Here is a 17,101-nt window from a genome sequence, read left to right as displayed (position 1 = left end):
GCTGTCAACCCAAAGTAGAAACGTCCCCTTTTCTGCAAAGTAGAAATGTCCCCTCCGGGGTCAGGATGTTCGGCCTAGATAGCCGGTTCTCCACGGATGGTCCGGCGGCGGCTTGTGGGCGGTTCTGGTGGCTTGCTGCTGTTTGATCTGGTCGATTCGCCCGAGTACGGACTTTTCATCCTCGATGGGGATGGGCGGCTCCCCCTGTTCGAGCAGCCGATAACTGAGCGCTTGTCCTTTACTGAGTATGGTGATCTGGCCGTCGAAGTCCTCGCAGAGCGTCACGAACGATTTTCTGAGCCGATAGCCCTTGCCCTGGCCGGTGATCTGGTACTCGCGGTTGTGGAACTGACAGGTGAGGTTCTTCGACAGCTTGCGGGTGTGATGGATGGAAAGGATCAGGGCCAGCTCGCCGGCGTCATGCAGGAGCGGCCGGTGGGCGTCAACGGGGCTCTGCGGCGGCTTGGCGAAGCGTCGGTTGTAGTCGGCGATGAACTCGGACACAAAGGCGTTGGCGGCGTCGATGTCGCTGATCGAGCGAAGCCTTAGTTCCTTGACCAGGCGGTCTTGCAGGGTCTGATTGGCCCGCTCGACCCGCCCCTTGGCCTGGGGCGTGTTGGCGTGGATGGCGCCGATGTCGAGCGTCTTGAGCGCGCGCGAGAACTGGGTCAGGTCGCCTTCCCGGTCGGGGTGGTTGATCCGGAAGATGCCGTGGCGGTCGGAGTAGAAGGCCACCGGGCGACCGTGGTCGTGCAGGTAGGTGTCGAGCGTCTCCATGTAGGCTTGGGTCGTCTCGGCCGGCACAAAGCGCACCGCGCCGATCTCACTGGTGGCGTCGTCGATGAACACGATCAGGCAGCACTTGGGACCGCGATCCTCGAACCAGGCATGTGGCGAGCCGTCAATCTGAACCAGCTCGCCCCGGCAAGGGCGCCTTGGCCGTCGCTGGTGGATCGAGGCTTGGCGCCGCTTCCGGGACTGCCACAGGCCCTCGGCAATCATCCAAGCGCGCAGCGTCTCGACGGAATGGTCGAAACCGTGCATCTCGGTCAGCTTCTCGTGAGCCAGGGTCGGGCCGAAGTCGTGGTAGTGGCGGTGAACCAGCCCGATGAAATGATCCCGTACCGAGGCGTCAATGCGGTTGTTGCCAGGCCGGCCGCGATGCCCAGAGACCAAGCCCGCAGCGCCCTGGTCGCGAAAGGCTCGGACCAGGCGCTTGACCTGGCGCACACTCAATCCCAACTGCAGCGCCGCCTCGCGCTGAACCAGCTCCCGATCAGCGACTTTGCGGATCACCCCGACCCGGTCCAGCTCCTTGTGACTCATGGCAATCGTCTCCCGATCCATGGCCCCGCTCCTTGTCAGAATAAAAAGGGGACACTTTAACTTTGCGGAAAGGGGACATTAGCGCTTTGGGCTAACAAAACCGAAATGACCGCTTGCCGCTTTGCGCTGGCATTGCTACATTAGGCGGTCTTTTCGCAACCAGCTCCGGTAGCTCCCCCACACATTATGTTCAAGCGCTTACGCGGCCTCTTCTCGAATGACCTGTCCATCGACCTGGGCACGGCCAATACCCTGATCTTCGTGCGCGGGCAGGGCATCGTGCTCAACGAGCCGTCGGTGGTTGCCGTGCGCATGGAGCGCGGCCCCGGCGGGCCGCAGGAAGTCGCGGCTGTCGGGGCGGAGGCCAAGCAGATGCTGGGCCGAACGCCCGGCAACATCCGCACCACCCGGCCGCTGAAGGACGGCGTCATCGCCGACTTCAACATGACCGAGCAGATGCTGCAGCACTTCATCAAGAAGGTGCACTCCTCGCGATTCCTGCGCCCGAGCCCGCGCGTGCTGGTTTGCGTGCCCTGCTCGTCGACCCAGGTCGAGCGGCGCGCCATCAAGGAATCGGCCGAGGGCGCCGGCGCGCGCGAGGTGTTCCTGATCGAGGAACCCATGGCCGCGGCCATCGGCGCCGGCATCCCGATTCACGAGGCGCGCGGTTCGATGGTGCTCGACATCGGCGGCGGCACGACCGAGGTGGCGGTGCTTTCGCTCAACGGCATCGTCTATTCCAACTCGGTGCGCGTCGGCGGCGACCACTTCGACGAGGCCATCACCAACTACGTGCGCCGTTCCTACGGCACGCTGATCGGCGAGTCCACGGCCGAGCGCATCAAGATGGAAATCGGCTGCGCCCACCAGCAGGACGAGCTCAACGAGATCCAGGTCTCGGGCCGGAACCTCGCCGAGGGCGTGCCCAAGATGATCACGCTCAACAACAACGAGGTGCTCGAGGCGCTCAACGAGGCCTTGTCGAGCATCGTCGGCGCCGTCAAGACGGCGCTCGAGCAGACGCCACCGGAGCTTTGCGCCGACGTCGCCGAGACCGGCATCGTGCTCACCGGCGGCGGAGCCCTGTTGCGCGGTCTCGACAAGCTCTTGATGGAAGAAACCGGCCTGCCGGTGATCATCGCCGACGACCCGCTGACCTGCGTGGCGCGTGGCGGCGGGCGCGCACTCGAATTGATGGATGAGAACAAGGGCGATTTCTTCTTCGCAAGCTGATCCCGCCCGGCGGGCCTCGACGTGACGCCCTCCGGCAGCACATGGCCCGCCGCGATCGACGGCGATGCGGCCGCGCGCATTGCCCGCTTGATGTTCTACGGCCTGCTGGCGATCGTGCTGATGACCCTCGACTACCGGGGCAGCTACGTCGACAGCCTGCGCAGCTACGCCTGGGGCGCGCTCGAACCGGTCATCCTGGCGGTCGAGGCCCCGTTCCAGGTGGGTCGACGCCTGGGTGAGGAGTTGCGCGAGCGCCACGAGCTGATGGATCGCATCGCCGTGCTCGAACGCGAACGGCGCGAGCGTTCGGCCGAATTGTCCCTGCTCGGGGAGTTGCGCGACGACAACCGCGAACTGCGCGACTTGCTGGGCGCCTCTGAACGCCTCACGCCCGGGTTCCAGTCTGCCGAGCTGATGAACATCGACCTCAATCCCTGGTCGCATCGCGTGCTGATCAACCGCGGTCGCCGCGACGGGCTCGAAGCCGGGCAGCCGGTCATGGACGCCCTCGGCGTCATGGGACAGATCGACGAGGTCGCTTTCAGTACCGCCCAGGTCATTCTCGTGTCCGATCCCGATCACGCACTGGCGGTCCGTGTGCAACGGACCGGGTTGCGCACCGTGGCCTACGGTTCGGGACGCATCAACCAGCTGCGCCTGACCGACCTGCCCATGAACGTCGATCTGCAACCGGGCGACATCCTGGTGACCTCCGGCCTGGGGGGCGCGTTTCCCGCCGGCTTGCCGGTGGCCGAGGTCGAATCGGTCTCGCGCCCGACCGGCGAGGCGTTCGCGCGGGCGGTGGTGCGCCCCGTAGCGCGGCTGGATCGCGCGCGTCATGTCCTGGTTGTCGACGCACCCGATCCCGAAGCGCCGGCAGCGCCCGCCGAGGGCGAGGAGGCCAACGAGGAGGAGGCCAACGAGGAGGAGGCCAACGACGAGGAGGCCGAATCGGTCGACCAGGATCCAGGGGAGCCGGAACAATGAGCCGGCGTGAACCCGCCAACTGGACCCTGGCCGCGTCGCTACTGCTGGTGCTACCCCTGACCTTGATGCCGCTGCCCGAAGCCGTTGCCGACGCGCGGCCGTACTGGGCGGCGCTGGTCATGATCTACTGGAACCTCGAGGCCGGTCGTCTGCGCCATCTCGGCCAGGCTTTCCTCGCCGGGCTGGTGCTCGATCTGCTGACCGGCTCCCTGCTCGGTCAGCACGCGCTGAGCCTGGTCATCATCAGCTACCTGGTCGAGCGCTTCCGCTTCCGCATCCGTTTCTTCCCGCCCTGGCAACAGGCGGCCGTGGTCATGTTGCTGCTGTTCAACGACCGCATCGTGCAGCTGTGGATCATCGGCCTGGTCGGCGATCGCTGGCCGAGCTGGCAGTGGTGGCTGGCGCCGGCGGTGGGCATGCTGCTGTGGCCGTGGCTGTTTCTCCTCCTCGACGCCCTGCGCCAGCGCGAGCGCCGGAGACGGCCATGATCTCGACGGCGCGCACGGCCGGCATGGGCGATTCCCGCCTGACCATGAAGCTGGTGGATCGCCGCTTCCAGGTTCTGAGCGTGCTCATGCTGGTCGTCATCGGACTGCTCGGTCTGCGCCTGGGCCTGCTGCAGCTCGGCGACTACGAGCAGTACGCCGCGGAGGCCGACGACAACCGCATCAGCCTGCGGGCCCTGCCGCCCAACCGCGGCCTGGTGCTCGACCGGCACGGTCGGGTCCTGGCCGAGAACCGGCCCGCCTACCGGCTGGTGATCGTGCCCGAGCGCGCCGAGAATCTGGAAGACACGCTGGTTCGACTGTCCGACCTGGTGCCGGTGAGCGACGAGGAACGGCGGCGATTCGACCGGCAGAGCGAGCGCTCGCGGCGGTTCGAGTCGATTCCGCTCAAGAACAATCTCGACGACGAGGAAGTCGCGCGCCTGGCCACGCATCGCCATCGGCTGCCCGGCGTCGATATCGAGCCCTACCTGACGCGGCACTACCCGCACGGTGAACTGTTCGCCCACCTGGTCGGCTATGTCGGCCGGATCGACGGCGGCGATCGTGAGCGACTGGAGCGCGACCGCTACCGCGCCACCACGCACGTCGGCAAGTCGGGCATCGAGCGCCAGTACGAGTCGCAGCTTCACGGAAGCTCGGGCTTCGAGCGCGTCGAGACCAACGCCCAGGGGCGGGTTCTACGCGTGCTCGAGCGATCCGATCCCACGCCCGGGGAGGATCTGCGGCTCAACATCGATCTCGATCTGCAGCGGGCCGCCTACACGGCCCTGGGCGACTATGCCGGCGCGGTCGTGGTGCTGGAAGTCGAAACAGGCAAGGTCCTGGCCCTGGTCAGCAAACCCGGTTTCGACCCCAACCTGTTCGTTCACGGCATCAGTCACACCGAATACAACCGCTTGCTGGGGCATCACCAAAGGCCCCTGTTCAACCGGGTGCTGTCCGGCGGATACGAGCCGGGCTCGACGATCAAGCCCTTCATCGCCCTGGCCGGTCTGCAGGCCGGCGCTGTCACGCCGGAAACAGAGATTTTCTCCAGCGGCCAGTTTCGCCTTCCCGGCCACAGTCGAACCTACGGCGACTGGAAGCGGGGCGGGCATGGCCGCGTCGATCTCGAGCTCGCCCTGGCCGAGTCGGTCAACGTCTATTTCTACCGCCTGGCCGTGGAGCTGGGTATCGACGCCATCTCGCGCGAGCTGGCCCTGTTCGGCCTCGGCCGCGCCGCCGGGCTGGATCTGCCCGGCGAGAATGACGGCATTCTGCCGACGCGTTCGTGGAAGCGGGCGACCTTCAACCAGCCCTGGTTTCCCGGCGAAACGGTCATCACCGGGATCGGACAGGGCTTTACCGTGGTCACGCCCATCCAGCTCGCCCACGCCACTGCCGCCCTGGCTGGCCGGGGCGAGACGGCCCAGCCGCGCCTGTTGGGTCAGCGCGAGCCCGTGCGCATGGTGCGCCATGACGACGCTTACTGGCAGGCGGTTCACGAGGGCATGGAGGCGGTCGTCCACGGCCCCAGCGGCACGGCGCGGGCCATCGCGCCGGGCCTGAAGGCGCGCCTGGCCGGCAAGACGGGCACGGCCCAGGTCTTTGGCCGGCCCGACCAGGCCGAGGCGGTCGACGAGCGCGAGCAAGACGAGCTGCCCGAGTTTCTCCGCAACCACGCCCTGTTTACCGGCTTCGCGCCCGCCGAGGAACCGCGCCTGGTGGTCACCGTGGTCGCCGAGCACGGTGGCGGCGGTGCCAGCGTCGCCGCCCCGATTGCCGGGATGGTGATCAACGCCGCCCTGGAGGCGGGGCTTTGAGCGCCTCGTCCGGCAACCTGCTGGCCGACGGCCTGAGGCGGCTTCGACTCGATCCCTGGCTGCTCGGTCTGTTGCTGCTACTGATGGGCTTCGGCAGCCTCGTCCTGTACTCGGCCGGGGAGCAGAGCATGGCGCTGGTCTGGCGGCAGTGGGTGCGGCTGGCCCTGGGGCTGGCGGTGATGCTGTTCGTCGCCCAGCTGCCGCCGCGCTTGCTCAAGGCCTGGGCGCCGGCCCTGTTTGCGGTCGCCCTGCTGCTGCTCGTGGCGGTGGTCTTCTTCGGGGTCGGGCGCGGTGCGCAGCGCTGGCTGGACCTGGGATTGCTCCGCTTCCAGCCTTCGGAGGCGATGAAGCTCGCCCTGCCGCTGGCACTGGCCGCGCTGCTACACCGCAAGCCACTGCCGCCGAACTGGCGCGTCGTTCTCATGTCAGCCGGCCTGGTCGCCTTGCCCGTGGGCCTGATCGTCATCCAGCCGGACCTCGGAACGGCCGTGCTGGTGGGTCTGAGCGGGGCCTGCGTCCTGTTCCTGGCCGGCCTGCGCTGGCGGCTCATCATCGGCCTGGCCGGCGTGCTGGCATCGGCCGCCCCCTTGATCTGGCTGAACCTGCACGAGTACCAGCGCGACCGTATCCGCACCTTCCTCGCGCCGGAGACCGACCCCCTGGGCGAGGGCTGGAACATCATCCAGTCGAAGATCGCCGTCGGCTCCGGCGGGCTCAGCGGCAAGGGCTGGCTCGAGGGCAGCCAGTCGCACCTGGAGTTCCTGCCGGAACCGCATACCGATTTCATTTTCGCGGTGCTGGCCGAGGAGTTCGGGTTTCTCGGCGTGGTGGCCGTGCTGACGCTTTTTGCAGCCATCATCCTGCGCGGCATGTTCCTGGCCAGCCAGTGTCGCGACACCTTCGGTCGCCTGCTGGCCGGTTCGATGATTTTCATGTTCTTCGTTTACCTGGCGGTCAACGTCGGCATGGTCTCCGGGGCCCTGCCCGTGGTCGGCGTGCCGCTGCCCCTGGTCAGCTACGGCGGCACTTCGGCGGTGACCCTGCTGGCCGGTTTCGGTCTCGTCATGGGTTTGTATAGTCGCCGTCGATTCATGGGATAGAATTCCCGCTGGGGCAGACGAGGCAAACTTTTTCTTTACTCGCGGCTCTATATTCTCGACACCTTCCCGGAGCGATACACAGCGATGATGCGATTTTCCTGGCTTGTACTGGCCCTGATCCTGACGACGGCGGTCTGCGCCGAAGATGAGCCGCACCCCGGCGCGGCGGCCTTCGTCGATCGCGTCGCGGCCGAGTACGGGCTGGATCCCGATCACGTGCACGCCGTGTTGTCCGAGGCGCGCTACCAGCAGTCGATCATCGACGCGATCACGCGCCCGGCCGAGAGCAAGCCCTGGCACGAGTACCGCAAGATCTTCATCACGTCCACGCGCATCAGCTCGGGCGTCGAGTTCTGGCGCGCCAATGCCGACCTGCTCGACGAGGTTTCGCAGCGATTCGGTGTGCCGGTCGAGGTGATCGTCGCCATCGTCGGCGTGGAAACCAGCTACGGGCTCAACACCGGCAGCTACCGGGTCATCGACGCCCTGGCGACCCTGGGGTTCTACTACCCCAAGCGCAGCGCCTTCTTCGCCGACGAGCTCGGGCAGTTCCTGCGCCTGGCCGAGGAGGAGTCCCTGCCGGTGAACGAAATTCGCGGCTCCTATGCCGGCGCCATGGGGGTCGGGCAGTTCATCCCGTCGAGCTACCGCGCCTACGCCGTCGATATCGACGGCAGCGGCAGGCGCGACCTTTGGCGCTCGCTGCCCGATGCCATGGGCTCGGTGGCCAACTACCTGGCCACCCACGGCTGGCGCAAGGACGAACCGATCGCGCTCGAGGCCGAGTTGAGCGACGGCCTGCCGGAGGCCGACTTCTCGCTCAAACCCAGGCACAGCCTGGACGAGCTCGCGGCCATGGGGATCGAGTTCGACGCCGGTGACCTGCCCGGCGATACCGAAGCCACGCTGATCGAGCTCGAACAGGCCGACGGCCCGGAATACTGGGTGGGGCTGAACAATTTCTACGTCATCACCCGCTACAACCGCTCGCCGCTTTATGCCATGGCGGTCACGCAACTGGCCGGCGAGATCCGACGGCAGCGCCAATGAGGCCCGCGCGCACACTCGCCGTCCTGCTGGGTGTGTTCCTGCTGGCCGCCTGCGGCCGCGAGGCCGTGCGCGAGGCGCCCGACGGACCGCCGTCCGAGCGCCTCGATCCGGCCCTGATCGAGCGACCCGACCCGCGGCCCGAGCCGCGCAGCGCCTACGGCAACCACAGCCCTTACGAGGTGCTCGGGCGCAGCTATGAAGTGCTCGACAGCGCCGCCGGTTACCGCGAAGGCGGTGTTGCCTCCTGGTACGGCACCAAGTTCCACGGCCGCCCGACCTCCTCGGGCGAGCCCTACGATCTCTATCAGCTCACGGCCGCCCACCGCACGCTGCCGCTGCCGACCTGGGTGGAAGTCACCCGGCTCGACACCGGCAAGACCATCATCGTGCGCGTCAACGATCGCGGCCCGTTTCATCCCGACCGCATCATCGACCTGTCCTGGGGAGCGGCCAGCGAACTGGGCATGACCGAACTCGGTACCGCACCGGTGGAAGTGCGGGCGATCACTTTCGATGACGCCGCCAGCCCCACGCCGCGCCCGGCGAAGCTGCCCGTCTACGTCCAGGTTGGCGCGTTTTCCGAGCGCGAGCGGGCGCAGCGCGTGATGGCCGACCTTGAACGCGCGGGAATCGGACCCATTGATTCGGAAGCGGCGCGCACCGATGCCGGCCGGGTCTGGCGCGTGCGCCTGGGCCCGGTCGACGAAGTCGCCCGGGCCATCGCCCTGGTCGACCGGGTGGCCGAACTCGGCCTGGGCCGCGCCCGTTACGTTTATCCTTGAGACCTCGTCTCGACTCCAGACAACTTTCAAGCGAACCCTGACCCATGATCTTCGCCCCACGTAACCTCCTGTCGCTGCTGTTCGTCGGCCTTGTGCTGACCGTCAGCCCACTCTGCTCGGCCCAGTCGCCTGTGCCGTCGGCACCCTCGGTCGGCGCGACCAGCTACGTACTGGTGGATTTCCACAGCGACACCGTGGTGTCCGAACTCGAAGCCGATGCGCAGGTGGAGCCGGCCTCGATCACCAAGCTGATGACCTCCTACGTGGTGTTCTCCGAGATCGCCGACGACAACCTGGCGCTGTCCGACGAGGTGCTGGTGTCGGAGAAGGCCTGGCGCACGGAAGGCTCGCGCATGTTCATCGAGGTCGGCACGCGCGTCAGCGTCGAGGAACTGCTCAAGGGCGTGATCATCCAGTCGGGCAATGATGCGTCGGTGGCCCTGGCCGAACACGTCGGCGGCAGTGAGGAGGTGTTCGCGGGCATGATGAACGAGGCCGCGCGCGAGCTCGGCATGACCGGCACCAATTACGTCAACGCCACCGGGCTGCCGCATCCCGACCAGTACACCACCGCGCGCGACATCGCCCGCCTGGCCGGCGCCCTGATCGGCCAGTTCCCCGACTTCTACAGCTGGTATTCCGAGCGCGAATACACCTACGGCGGGATTCGCCAGCACAACCGCAACCGCCTGTTGTGGCGCGATCCTTCGGTCGACGGGCTCAAGACCGGTCACACCGAGTCGGCCGGCTATTGCCTGGTGACCTCGGCGATGCGCGACGGGATGCGCTTGATCAGCGTGGTCATGGGGACCGAAAGCGAGGAAGCGCGCGCCACCGCCAGCCAGTCTCTGCTCAACTACGGTTTCCGCTTCTTCGAGACCTACCAACTCTACGAATCCGGCGACGAGATCAGCGTCGAGCCGGTCTGGAAGGGCGCGGCCGACGAAGTAGCCCTGGGGGTCGACCGCGACCTGTTCGTGACCATCCCGCGCGGGCGCTACGACGCGCTCGAGGCGAGGCTGGAAGTCAACGGCACCCTGACCGCGCCGCTCGAGGCGGGCGAGCGCGTCGGGCGCCTGGTGGTTGCGCTCGACGACAGCGATCTCGCCGACCGGCCGCTGGTGGCCCTCGGCGCGGTCGAGCAGGCCGGCTTTTTCGGGCGCAGCATGGATGGTTTTCGGCTCTGGGTCGGATCACTCTTCGGGGGAGACTGATGGAAACCGAAAAAGACGGCGTTCTGGAATTTCCCTGCAACTGGCCGGTCAAGGCGATGGTCGTCGCCGGCGAGGATTCGCTGCGCGAGGTGCTCGGCGTGATCAGCCGGCACGCCGAACTGCCCGACGAGCGCGATGTGTCCATTCGCCCGAGCCGGCAGGGCCGTTACGAGAGCATCACGGTGGTGGTCGAGGCGCAGTCGCGTCGGCACCTGGAGATCATCTACACCGAGATCCGGGCGCTCGACGCGGTGAAGATGACGCTGTGAGCGGTCGGGACTCGGGACTCGGGACTCGGGACTCGCGCGAACTGACCGTGCGACGGCTCGGTCGGCGCTCATACGAGCCGGTTTGGGCGGCGATGCGGGACTTTACGGATTCGCGCGACGAGGCCACCGGCGACGAGATCTGGCTGGTCGAGCACGATCCGGTGTTTACCCAGGGGCTGGCCGGCAAGCCCGAGCATCTGCTCAATCCCGGCGATATTCCCATCGTCCAGACCGACCGCGGCGGGCAGGTGACCTATCACGGGCCCGGCCAGGTGGTTGCCTATCCGCTGCTCGATATCGAGCGCAAGGGTGTGGGCGTGCGCTGCCTGGTCGATCGCCTGGAGCAGGCGGTGATCGACGTGCTGGCCGACCTGGGTGTCGAGGGCAGCCGCCAGGACGGCGCCCCCGGGGTGTTCGTCGGGGCCGCCAAGATCGCCTCCATCGGCCTGAAGGTGCGCCGCGGCCGGACCTATCACGGCCTGGCCTTCAACATCGACATGGACCTGACGCCGTTTTCGCTGATCAATCCCTGCGGATTCAGCGGTCTGACCATGACCCAGGTCGTCGACCAGGTCGGCCCGGCCGATTGGGACGACATGGCAGGCCGGCTGCTGACGGCGTTCTGCAAACTGATGGGTTACCATGCCGTGACAGGTGACGGGCCCGCAATCAATGCGCGGCAAACTTCCACCGCTTGATCCGGTCATAGCTGACATGAATATCAACTCGATCCGACTCTTTCTCGTCTCCCTGCTGGCCGTGCTGGTGGTACCCGCCCTGTTGCTTCAGCAACCTTCCGGGCAGGCCAGCGCCGCAGCGGAGTCCGCCGTTTCGCTCAGCCCCGAGGCCAAGCACCGCTTCGCCAGCCGCCTCGCCTCGCGGTTCATGACCAGCTATCACTACCGCAATCCGGAGCTCGACGAAGCCTTCTCCGAGCGGGTGTTCGATCAGTACCTGTCGGCACTCGATCCCAACCGCATGTACTTCACGGCGGCCGATATCGAGGCGCTGTCGGAGTACCGGCCGCACATGGCCGATGCCGTGCGCACCGCCGACCTCGACCCGGCCTACGACATCTTCAACCGCTACGTCGAGCGTTCGAACGAGCGCATCGAGCACGCCCTGGATCTGGTCGAAGGCGGATTCGACTTCGAAGTCGATGAGGACTACCACTTCGACCGCAGCGACTCACCCTGGGCCGAAAGCGCCGAGGCGCTCGACGAGCTGTGGCGCAAGCGGGTCAAGAACGACTGGCTGCGCCTGAAGCTGGCCGACCAGGACGACGACGAGATCACCGAGACCCTCAGCGAGCGCTACGAAACCCTCCGGGACCGCATCCAGGAGTTCAATAGCGAAGAGGTATTCTCGTTCTTCATGAACGCCTTCACGCGTTCGATCGAGCCGCACTCGTCCTACATGTCGCCGCGCACCTCGGAGAATTTCGAGATTTCCATGCGCCTGTCCCTGGACGGTATCGGCGCGATGCTGCAGCGCGAGACCGAGTACACCACGGTGATGGAAGTCGTGCCGGGCGGCCCGGCCGACCTCGACGGTCGCCTGGAGTCCGGCGACCGCATCGTCGGCGTCGGGCAGGGCGACGACGGCGAGATCGTCGATGTCGTCGGCTGGCGTCTCGATGACGTGGTCGACAAGATCCGCGGCGAGCGCGATACGGTCGTGCGCCTGGAAGTGCTCCCGGCCGATACCGGCATCAGCGGCCCCTCGAAGGTCATCCGGATCGTGCGCAACGAGGTCAAGCTCGAAGAGCAGGCCGCCAGCAGCGAGATCATCGAACTGCCCGCTGGCGACGACAGCCGCCGCATCGGCGTCATCCGCGTGCCGGTGTTCTACGTCGACTTCGAGGGGCGTTCGCGCAACGAGCCCAACTATCGCTCGAGTACGCGCGACGTGCGCAAGCTGATCAACGAACTCAAGTCCGAAGGCGTCGACGGCATCGTCATGGACCTGCGCGGCAACGGCGGCGGGGCCCTGGTGGAGGCAACGACCATGACGGGCCTGTTCATCGACACCGGCCCGATCGTGCAAGTGCGCGATTCACGCGGCAAGGTCGAACTCAAATCCGACAACGAACCCGGCATGGCCTGGGAAGGGCCGCTGGGCGTGCTGGTGGACCGGCGCAGCGCTTCGGCCTCCGAGATTTTTGCCGCCGCCATCCAGGATTACGGGCGCGGGGTGATCATCGGCGAGCCCACCTTTGGCAAGGGCACGGTGCAGAACCTGATCAACCTCGACAACATGGCTCGCGGCGAGGATACGAAGCTGGGCCAGCTCAAGCTGACCATGGCGCAGTTCTACCGCATCGCCGGCGGTTCGACCCAGAGCAAGGGCGTGGTTCCCGACATTCGCCTGCCTACCCCGGGCGACCCCGAGGACTACGGCGAGAGCGCGCTGGATTTCGCCATGCCCTGGGCCGAAATCGACCCGGCGGACTACGAGCCCGTCGCCGATCTCGAGCCCCTGATCGACCTGGCGCGCCATCGCCACGAAATGCGGCTGGAGTCCGACGAGGAGCTGGCCGGCCTGGTCGAGGACCTGGCCGAGTGGGAAGACGACAGCGAACGCGAAACGATCTCACTGCTGGAGTCCGAGCGCCGCAAGGAAATGGAAGAGGCCGAGGAACGGCGCTCCGACCGATTCGGCACAGACGGCGACATGGCCATGACCGAGGACGAGGTCCGGGAAGAGGACGCCGATGCTGAAACCGATGCCGACGCCGACGCCGAAGGCGAAGGTGACGAGGAAGAGGACGAGGACCTGTACCTGGAAGAGACCGCGCGGATTCTCAGCGATCTCATCGGTCTCGACCAGGAGCGCCTGTTGGCGCATCGCCAGACTCAGTAGGCCCCGGTGGCCCCGCGCTGTTCCGGCGTTTGTACTGGATTGACCTGAAATGAGCGCGCCGCCGACCCGGGTGGCGCGCGTGGCGGTGCCGGTCCCGCTGCCGCGCCTGTTCGATTACCTCCCCGCTCCGTGCCAGGCCCTGCCGCCGAAAGGCTCGCGCGTGCTCGTGCCCTTCGGCAAGCGCCGCCTGGTCGGCCTGGTCTTCGACCACGGCCAGCCCGATCAGGTCTCTCACGGATCGTTGCGTCCCATCGAGCGCGTGCTCGACGACGCGCTGATCGGGGCGGACATGCTCGAGTTGATCGACTGGTGTGCCCGCTACTGGGCCTTTGCCCCGGGCGAAGCGGTCAACCTGCTGCTACCCGGCGCGCTGCGGCGCAGCAAGGCCTTTCGCCCACCCCCGCCGGTGGCCTACCGGTTGACCGAAGCGGGCCGGGAAGCCGACCTTGCGCGCGCGCCGCGGCAGGCCGAAGTGCAGGCCTGCCTCGCACGGGGCGCGATGACGCGCGAAGCACTGATGGCGGCCAGTGGGGCCGCCGTGGACGTGCTTCGGCGCATGAGCGAAGCCGGCCTGCTCGAGCCCCTCGATCATCCACCGCCGGCGGCGGCCACCAGCGGCCCCGCACTCAACGCACAGCAGCGCTCGGCCGTGGCCGCCATCCTGCATCATCGCCGGCGCTTCAGCGCTTTCCTGCTGGCCGGCGTGACCGGCTCGGGCAAGACCGAGGTCTACCTGCAGGCGGCCCGACGCATTCTCCAGCAGGGCCGGCAAGTGCTGATCCTGGCACCCGAGATCGGGCTGACACCGCAGCTGGTGCGGCGCATCGAGTCGCGGCTCGGCGAGCCCGCCTGGCTCTACCATTCCGACCTGAGCGCGGGCGAGCGCCTGGCCTGCTGGCAGGCGGCGCGTTCGGGGGCCGCGCGCGTGCTGGTGGGCACGCGCTCGGCGGTGTTCCTGCCCATGGCCCGGCCCGGCCTTGTGGTGGTCGACGAAGAACACGACAGCTCCTTCAAGCAGGGCGAGGGCGCGCGCTACCACGGTCGCGACGTGGCCGTGCTGCGCGCCCGCTTTGCCGGCGTTCCGGTCGTGCTGGGAACCGCCACGCCCTCGCTCGAGAGCCTGTACAACGTCGACCAGGGTCGCTACCGGATGCTCGAACTCTCGCATCGCGCCGGGGCCGCCCGGCAGCCGCGCTGGCGCATCGTCGACCAACGCGGCTCGCGCGCGAGCCTGGCGCCGGAATTGGTGGAGGCCGTGCGCCACCACCTTGGCGAGGGCGGCCAGGTGCTGATCTACCGCAACCGCCGCGGCTACGCGCCGGTGCTGATGTGCGCCGAGTGCGGCTGGCAGGCCGACTGCCAGCGTTGCAGCGCGCACCTGACCTATCACCAGGGGCGCGGCAGCCTGCAATGCCACCATTGCGGCAGCCACTGCCCGGAACCGCGCCGCTGCCCCGACTGCGGCTCACCGGAATTGCTGGCGCTCGGCGCCGGCACCGAGCGCCTGGAATCGCAGATCAAGGACTTGTTCCCCGACGTGCCGGTGCACCGCGTCGATCGCGATGCGCTCAGCGGCAAGCACGAGTTCGGCGAACTGCTCGAGCGCGTGCGCGGCGGCGAGCCTTGCGTACTGGTCGGCACGCAGATGCTGGCCAAGGGCCATCACCTGCCGGGCGTGAGCCTGGCGGCGGTGCTTGACGTCGACCAATCGCTGTTCAGTGCGGATTTCCGCGCGCCCGAGCGCCTGGGTCAAACCGTTGCCCAGGTGGCCGGGCGTGCCGGCCGCGGAGATCGGGAGGGGGCGTTCATGCTGCTCACCCGCCATCCCGAGCATCCCTTGCTGGAGGCCCTGGGGCGGGGCGATTACCGGGCCTACGCAAGGCCGCTTCTGGAAGAGCGCGTGCAGGCCCGGCTGCCGCCGGCCTGCGCGCTGGCGATGCTGCGCGCCGAAGCGCACCAGGCCGAGCCGGCGCGTGCCTTTCTGGCCCGGGCGGCAAGAGCGCTGGCGCGCCCGGGCATCGAGATCATCGGCCCCTTGCCGGCCATTCTGGCGCGGCGCGGCGGCTACTGGCGCTTTCAGCTGTGGCTGCAGGCCGACAACCGGGCCACGCTGGCCAATCACCTCGCCGGCGCGCTAGACGTCCTGCACGGGCTGACCGAGGCGCGCCGGGTACGCTGGCACGTCGACGTCGACCCGCTCGAGCTCTAGCTTTAGCCGGTCTTTCAGCCTTCCTCTTCGACCTGCTGGCGCGCGCGTCTCGGCGGGTTGATCCACTGCACATCGACGCCCATGCTGCGCGCCTTGCGCTCGACAGCGCCGACGTAGGCCTTGTCGACTTCGGAAGTCGCGCGCGGTTCGGGGGCGCTTGCGCAGCCGATCAGGCCAAGCGCGAGAAGACTGGCGAACACGGATGCTTGCTTTTTCATGTGAACCTCCCGGTTTCGGGGTGGAGTACCACAATACAACAGACAGCTCACTAGTGCTTCGAGTTCCCGTTGTCTTGTCGTCCCTGACTGCCGGCACGGCGGCTGCCGGGCTGCTAACTGTCAACCCAAAGTAGAAACGTCCCCTTTTCTGCAAAGTAGAAATGTCCCCTCCGGGGTCAGGATGTTCGGCCTAGATAGCCGGTTCTCCACGGATGGTCCGGCGGCGGCTTGTGGGCGGTTCTGGTGGCTTGCTGCTGTTTGATCTGGTCGATTCGCCCGAGTACGGACTTTTCATCCTCGATGGGGATGGGCGGCTCCCCCTGTTCGAGCAGCCGATAACTGAGCGCTTGTCCTTTACTGAGTATGGTGATCTGGCCGTCGAAGTCCTCGCAGAGCGTCACGAACGATTTTCTGAGCCGATAGCCCTTGCCCTGGCCGGTGATCTGGTACTCGCGGTTGTGGAACTGACAGGTGAGGTTCTTCGACAGCTTGCGGGTGTGATGGATGGAAAGGATCAGGGCCAGCTCGCCGGCGTCATGCAGGAGCGGCCGGTGGGCGTCAACGGGGCTCTGCGGCGGCTTGGCGAAGCGTCGGTTGTAGTCGGCGATGAACTCGGACACAAAGGCGTTGGCGGCGTCGATGTCGCTGATCGAGCGAAGCCTTAGTTCCTTGACCAGGCGGTCTTGCAGGGTCTGATTGGCCCGCTCGACCCGCCCCTTGGCCTGGGGCGTGTTGGCGTGGATGGCGCCGATGTCGAGCGTCTTGAGCGCGCGCGAGAACTGGGTCAGGTCGCCTTCCCGGTCGGGGTGGTTGATCCGGAAGATGCCGTGGCGGTCGGAGTAGAAGGCCACCGGGCGACCGTGGTCGTGCAGGTAGGTGTCGAGCGTCTCCATGTAGGCTTGGGTCGTCTCGGCCGGCACAAAGCGCACCGCGCCGATCTCACTGGTGGCGTCGTCGATGAACACGATCAGGCAGCACTTGGGACCGCGATCCTCGAACCAGGCATGTGGCGAGCCGTCAATCTGAACCAGCTCGCCCCGGCAAGGGCGCCTTGGCCGTCGCTGGTGGATCGAGGCTTGGCGCCGCTTCCGGGACTGCCACAGGCCCTCGGCAATCATCCAAGCGCGCAGCGTCTCGACGGAATGGTCGAAACCGTGCATCTCGGTCAGCTTCTCGTGAGCCAGGGTCGGGCCGAAGTCGTGGTAGTGGCGGTGAACCAGCCCGATGAAATGATCCCGTACCGAGGCGTCAATGCGGTTGTTGCCAGGCCGGCCGCGATGCCCAGAGACCAAGCCCGCAGCGCCCTGGTCGCGAAAGGCTCGGACCAGGCGCTTGACCTGGCGCACACTCAATCCCAACTGCAGCGCCGCCTCGCGCTGAACCAGCTCCCGATCAGCGACTTTGCGGATCACCCCGACCCGGTCCAGCTCCTTGTGACTCATGGCAATCGTCTCCCGATCCATGGCCCCGCTCCTTGTCAGAATAAAAAGGGGACACTTTAACTTTGCGGAAAGGGGACATTAGCGCTTTGGGCTAACAC

15 protein-coding genes are annotated in these 17,101 nt (G+C 67.0%); 12 read left to right on the top strand and 3 right to left on the bottom strand.

Annotated features, from left to right (window positions below; all coding sequences use genetic code 11):
• Positions 1–60 precede the first annotated feature (60 nt).
• A complete protein-coding gene (locus ACDC67_RS15485; RefSeq protein WP_376694526.1) occupies positions 61–1,326 on the bottom strand; it encodes an ISNCY family transposase in 1,266 nt (421 codons plus the stop codon).
• 186 nt (positions 1,327–1,512) lie between these two features.
• On the opposite strand from ACDC67_RS15485, the gene ACDC67_RS15480 reads away from it, so the two are divergent.
• The 12 genes from ACDC67_RS15480 (at position 1,513) to ACDC67_RS15425 (ending at position 15,343) form a co-directional block, all read left to right on the top strand.
• Positions 1,513–2,559, top strand: coding sequence for a rod shape-determining protein (locus ACDC67_RS15480; protein ID WP_376694539.1), 1,047 nt, complete (start codon positions 1,513–1,515; stop codon positions 2,557–2,559).
• Positions 2,560–2,580: 21 nt separating this feature from the next.
• Positions 2,581–3,546: a rod shape-determining protein MreC gene (mreC, locus tag ACDC67_RS15475; RefSeq protein ID WP_376694538.1), complete on the top strand. Its 966-nt coding sequence runs from the start codon at positions 2,581–2,583 to the stop codon at positions 3,544–3,546.
• On the top strand, positions 3,543–4,034 hold the full coding sequence (mreD, locus tag ACDC67_RS15470) for a rod shape-determining protein MreD (RefSeq protein ID WP_376694537.1): 492 nt from the start codon (positions 3,543–3,545) through the stop codon (positions 4,032–4,034). Before mreC ends, mreD begins: the two co-directional genes overlap by 4 nt.
• Positions 4,031–5,857: a penicillin-binding protein 2 gene (gene mrdA / locus ACDC67_RS15465; protein ID WP_376694536.1), complete on the top strand. Its 1,827-nt coding sequence runs from the start codon at positions 4,031–4,033 to the stop codon at positions 5,855–5,857. Before mreD ends, mrdA begins: the two co-directional genes overlap by 4 nt.
• Complete coding sequence (gene rodA / locus ACDC67_RS15460) at positions 5,854–6,957, top strand: rod shape-determining protein RodA (protein ID WP_376694535.1); 1,104 nt, start codon at positions 5,854–5,856, stop codon at positions 6,955–6,957. The genes mrdA and rodA overlap by 4 nt, the downstream gene beginning before the upstream one ends.
• Before the next feature lie 84 nt (positions 6,958–7,041).
• Positions 7,042–8,007: a lytic murein transglycosylase B gene (gene mltB, locus ACDC67_RS15455; RefSeq protein ID WP_376694534.1), complete on the top strand. Its 966-nt coding sequence runs from the start codon at positions 7,042–7,044 to the stop codon at positions 8,005–8,007.
• Positions 8,004–8,789, top strand: coding sequence for a septal ring lytic transglycosylase RlpA family protein (locus ACDC67_RS15450; RefSeq protein WP_376694533.1), 786 nt, complete (start codon positions 8,004–8,006; stop codon positions 8,787–8,789). The genes mltB and ACDC67_RS15450 overlap by 4 nt, the downstream gene beginning before the upstream one ends.
• 44 nt (positions 8,790–8,833) lie before the next feature.
• Positions 8,834–10,003 carry a D-alanyl-D-alanine carboxypeptidase family protein gene (locus tag ACDC67_RS15445; RefSeq protein ID WP_376694532.1) on the top strand — a complete coding sequence of 390 codons (1,170 nt, stop codon included), beginning with the start codon at positions 8,834–8,836 and terminating at the stop codon, positions 10,001–10,003.
• Positions 10,003–10,272, top strand: coding sequence for a YbeD family protein (locus ACDC67_RS15440; protein WP_376694531.1), 270 nt, complete (start codon positions 10,003–10,005; stop codon positions 10,270–10,272). Before ACDC67_RS15445 ends, ACDC67_RS15440 begins: the two co-directional genes overlap by 1 nt.
• Entirely contained in the window at positions 10,269–10,970 is a 702-nt protein-coding gene (gene lipB / locus ACDC67_RS15435; protein WP_376694530.1) for a lipoyl(octanoyl) transferase LipB, read from the top strand. The genes ACDC67_RS15440 and lipB overlap by 4 nt, the downstream gene beginning before the upstream one ends.
• A gap of 16 nt (positions 10,971–10,986) precedes the next feature.
• Positions 10,987–13,134, top strand: coding sequence for a carboxy terminal-processing peptidase (locus ACDC67_RS15430; protein WP_376694529.1), 2,148 nt, complete (start codon positions 10,987–10,989; stop codon positions 13,132–13,134).
• A gap of 49 nt (positions 13,135–13,183) precedes the next feature.
• Positions 13,184–15,343 (top strand): primosomal protein N', encoded by a 2,160-nt coding sequence (locus ACDC67_RS15425; RefSeq protein ID WP_376694528.1) that lies wholly within the window; start codon positions 13,184–13,186, stop codon positions 15,341–15,343.
• Positions 15,344–15,357: 14 nt separating this feature from the next.
• Here ACDC67_RS15425 and ACDC67_RS15420 read toward each other — a convergent pair whose 3' ends face one another.
• A complete protein-coding gene (locus ACDC67_RS15420; protein WP_376694527.1) occupies positions 15,358–15,561 on the bottom strand; it encodes a hypothetical protein in 204 nt (67 codons plus the stop codon).
• Between the two features lie 176 nt (positions 15,562–15,737).
• Positions 15,738–17,024, bottom strand: coding sequence for an ISNCY family transposase (locus tag ACDC67_RS15415; protein WP_459117378.1), 1,287 nt, complete (start codon positions 17,022–17,024; stop codon positions 15,738–15,740).
• Between the last annotated feature and the right edge of the window lie 77 nt (positions 17,025–17,101).

Origin of the sequence: Wenzhouxiangella indolica (assembly GCF_042310355.1) — a bacterium.
Classification (GTDB): Bacteria; Pseudomonadota; Gammaproteobacteria; order Xanthomonadales; family Wenzhouxiangellaceae; genus Wenzhouxiangella.
This window is presented reverse-complemented; position numbering and strand designations above follow the sequence as displayed.

Bases quoted from the DNA above. Each gene is read 5' to 3' on its own strand.
- ACDC67_RS15485 (WP_376694526.1), bottom strand. From the start codon at position 1,326: ATGAGTCACAAGGAGCTGGACCGGGTCGGGGTGATCCGCAAAGTCGCT.
- ACDC67_RS15430 (WP_376694529.1), top strand. From the start codon at position 10,987: ATGAATATCAACTCGATCCGACTCTTTCTCGTCTCCCTGCTGGCCGTG.
- mltB (WP_376694534.1), top strand. From the start codon at position 7,042: ATGATGCGATTTTCCTGGCTTGTACTGGCCCTGATCCTGACGACGGCG.
- mreD (WP_376694537.1), top strand. From the start codon at position 3,543: ATGAGCCGGCGTGAACCCGCCAACTGGACCCTGGCCGCGTCGCTACTG.
- ACDC67_RS15425 (WP_376694528.1), top strand. From the start codon at position 13,184: ATGAGCGCGCCGCCGACCCGGGTGGCGCGCGTGGCGGTGCCGGTCCCG.
- mrdA (WP_376694536.1), top strand. From the start codon at position 4,031: ATGATCTCGACGGCGCGCACGGCCGGCATGGGCGATTCCCGCCTGACC.
- ACDC67_RS15420 (WP_376694527.1), bottom strand. From the start codon at position 15,561: ATGAAAAAGCAAGCATCCGTGTTCGCCAGTCTTCTCGCGCTTGGCCTG.
- ACDC67_RS15450 (WP_376694533.1), top strand. From the start codon at position 8,004: ATGAGGCCCGCGCGCACACTCGCCGTCCTGCTGGGTGTGTTCCTGCTG.
- ACDC67_RS15445 (WP_376694532.1), top strand. From the start codon at position 8,834: ATGATCTTCGCCCCACGTAACCTCCTGTCGCTGCTGTTCGTCGGCCTT.
- ACDC67_RS15440 (WP_376694531.1), top strand. From the start codon at position 10,003: ATGGAAACCGAAAAAGACGGCGTTCTGGAATTTCCCTGCAACTGGCCG.
- ACDC67_RS15415 (WP_459117378.1), bottom strand. From the start codon at position 17,024: ATGGATCGGGAGACGATTGCCATGAGTCACAAGGAGCTGGACCGGGTC.
- ACDC67_RS15480 (WP_376694539.1), top strand. From the start codon at position 1,513: ATGTTCAAGCGCTTACGCGGCCTCTTCTCGAATGACCTGTCCATCGAC.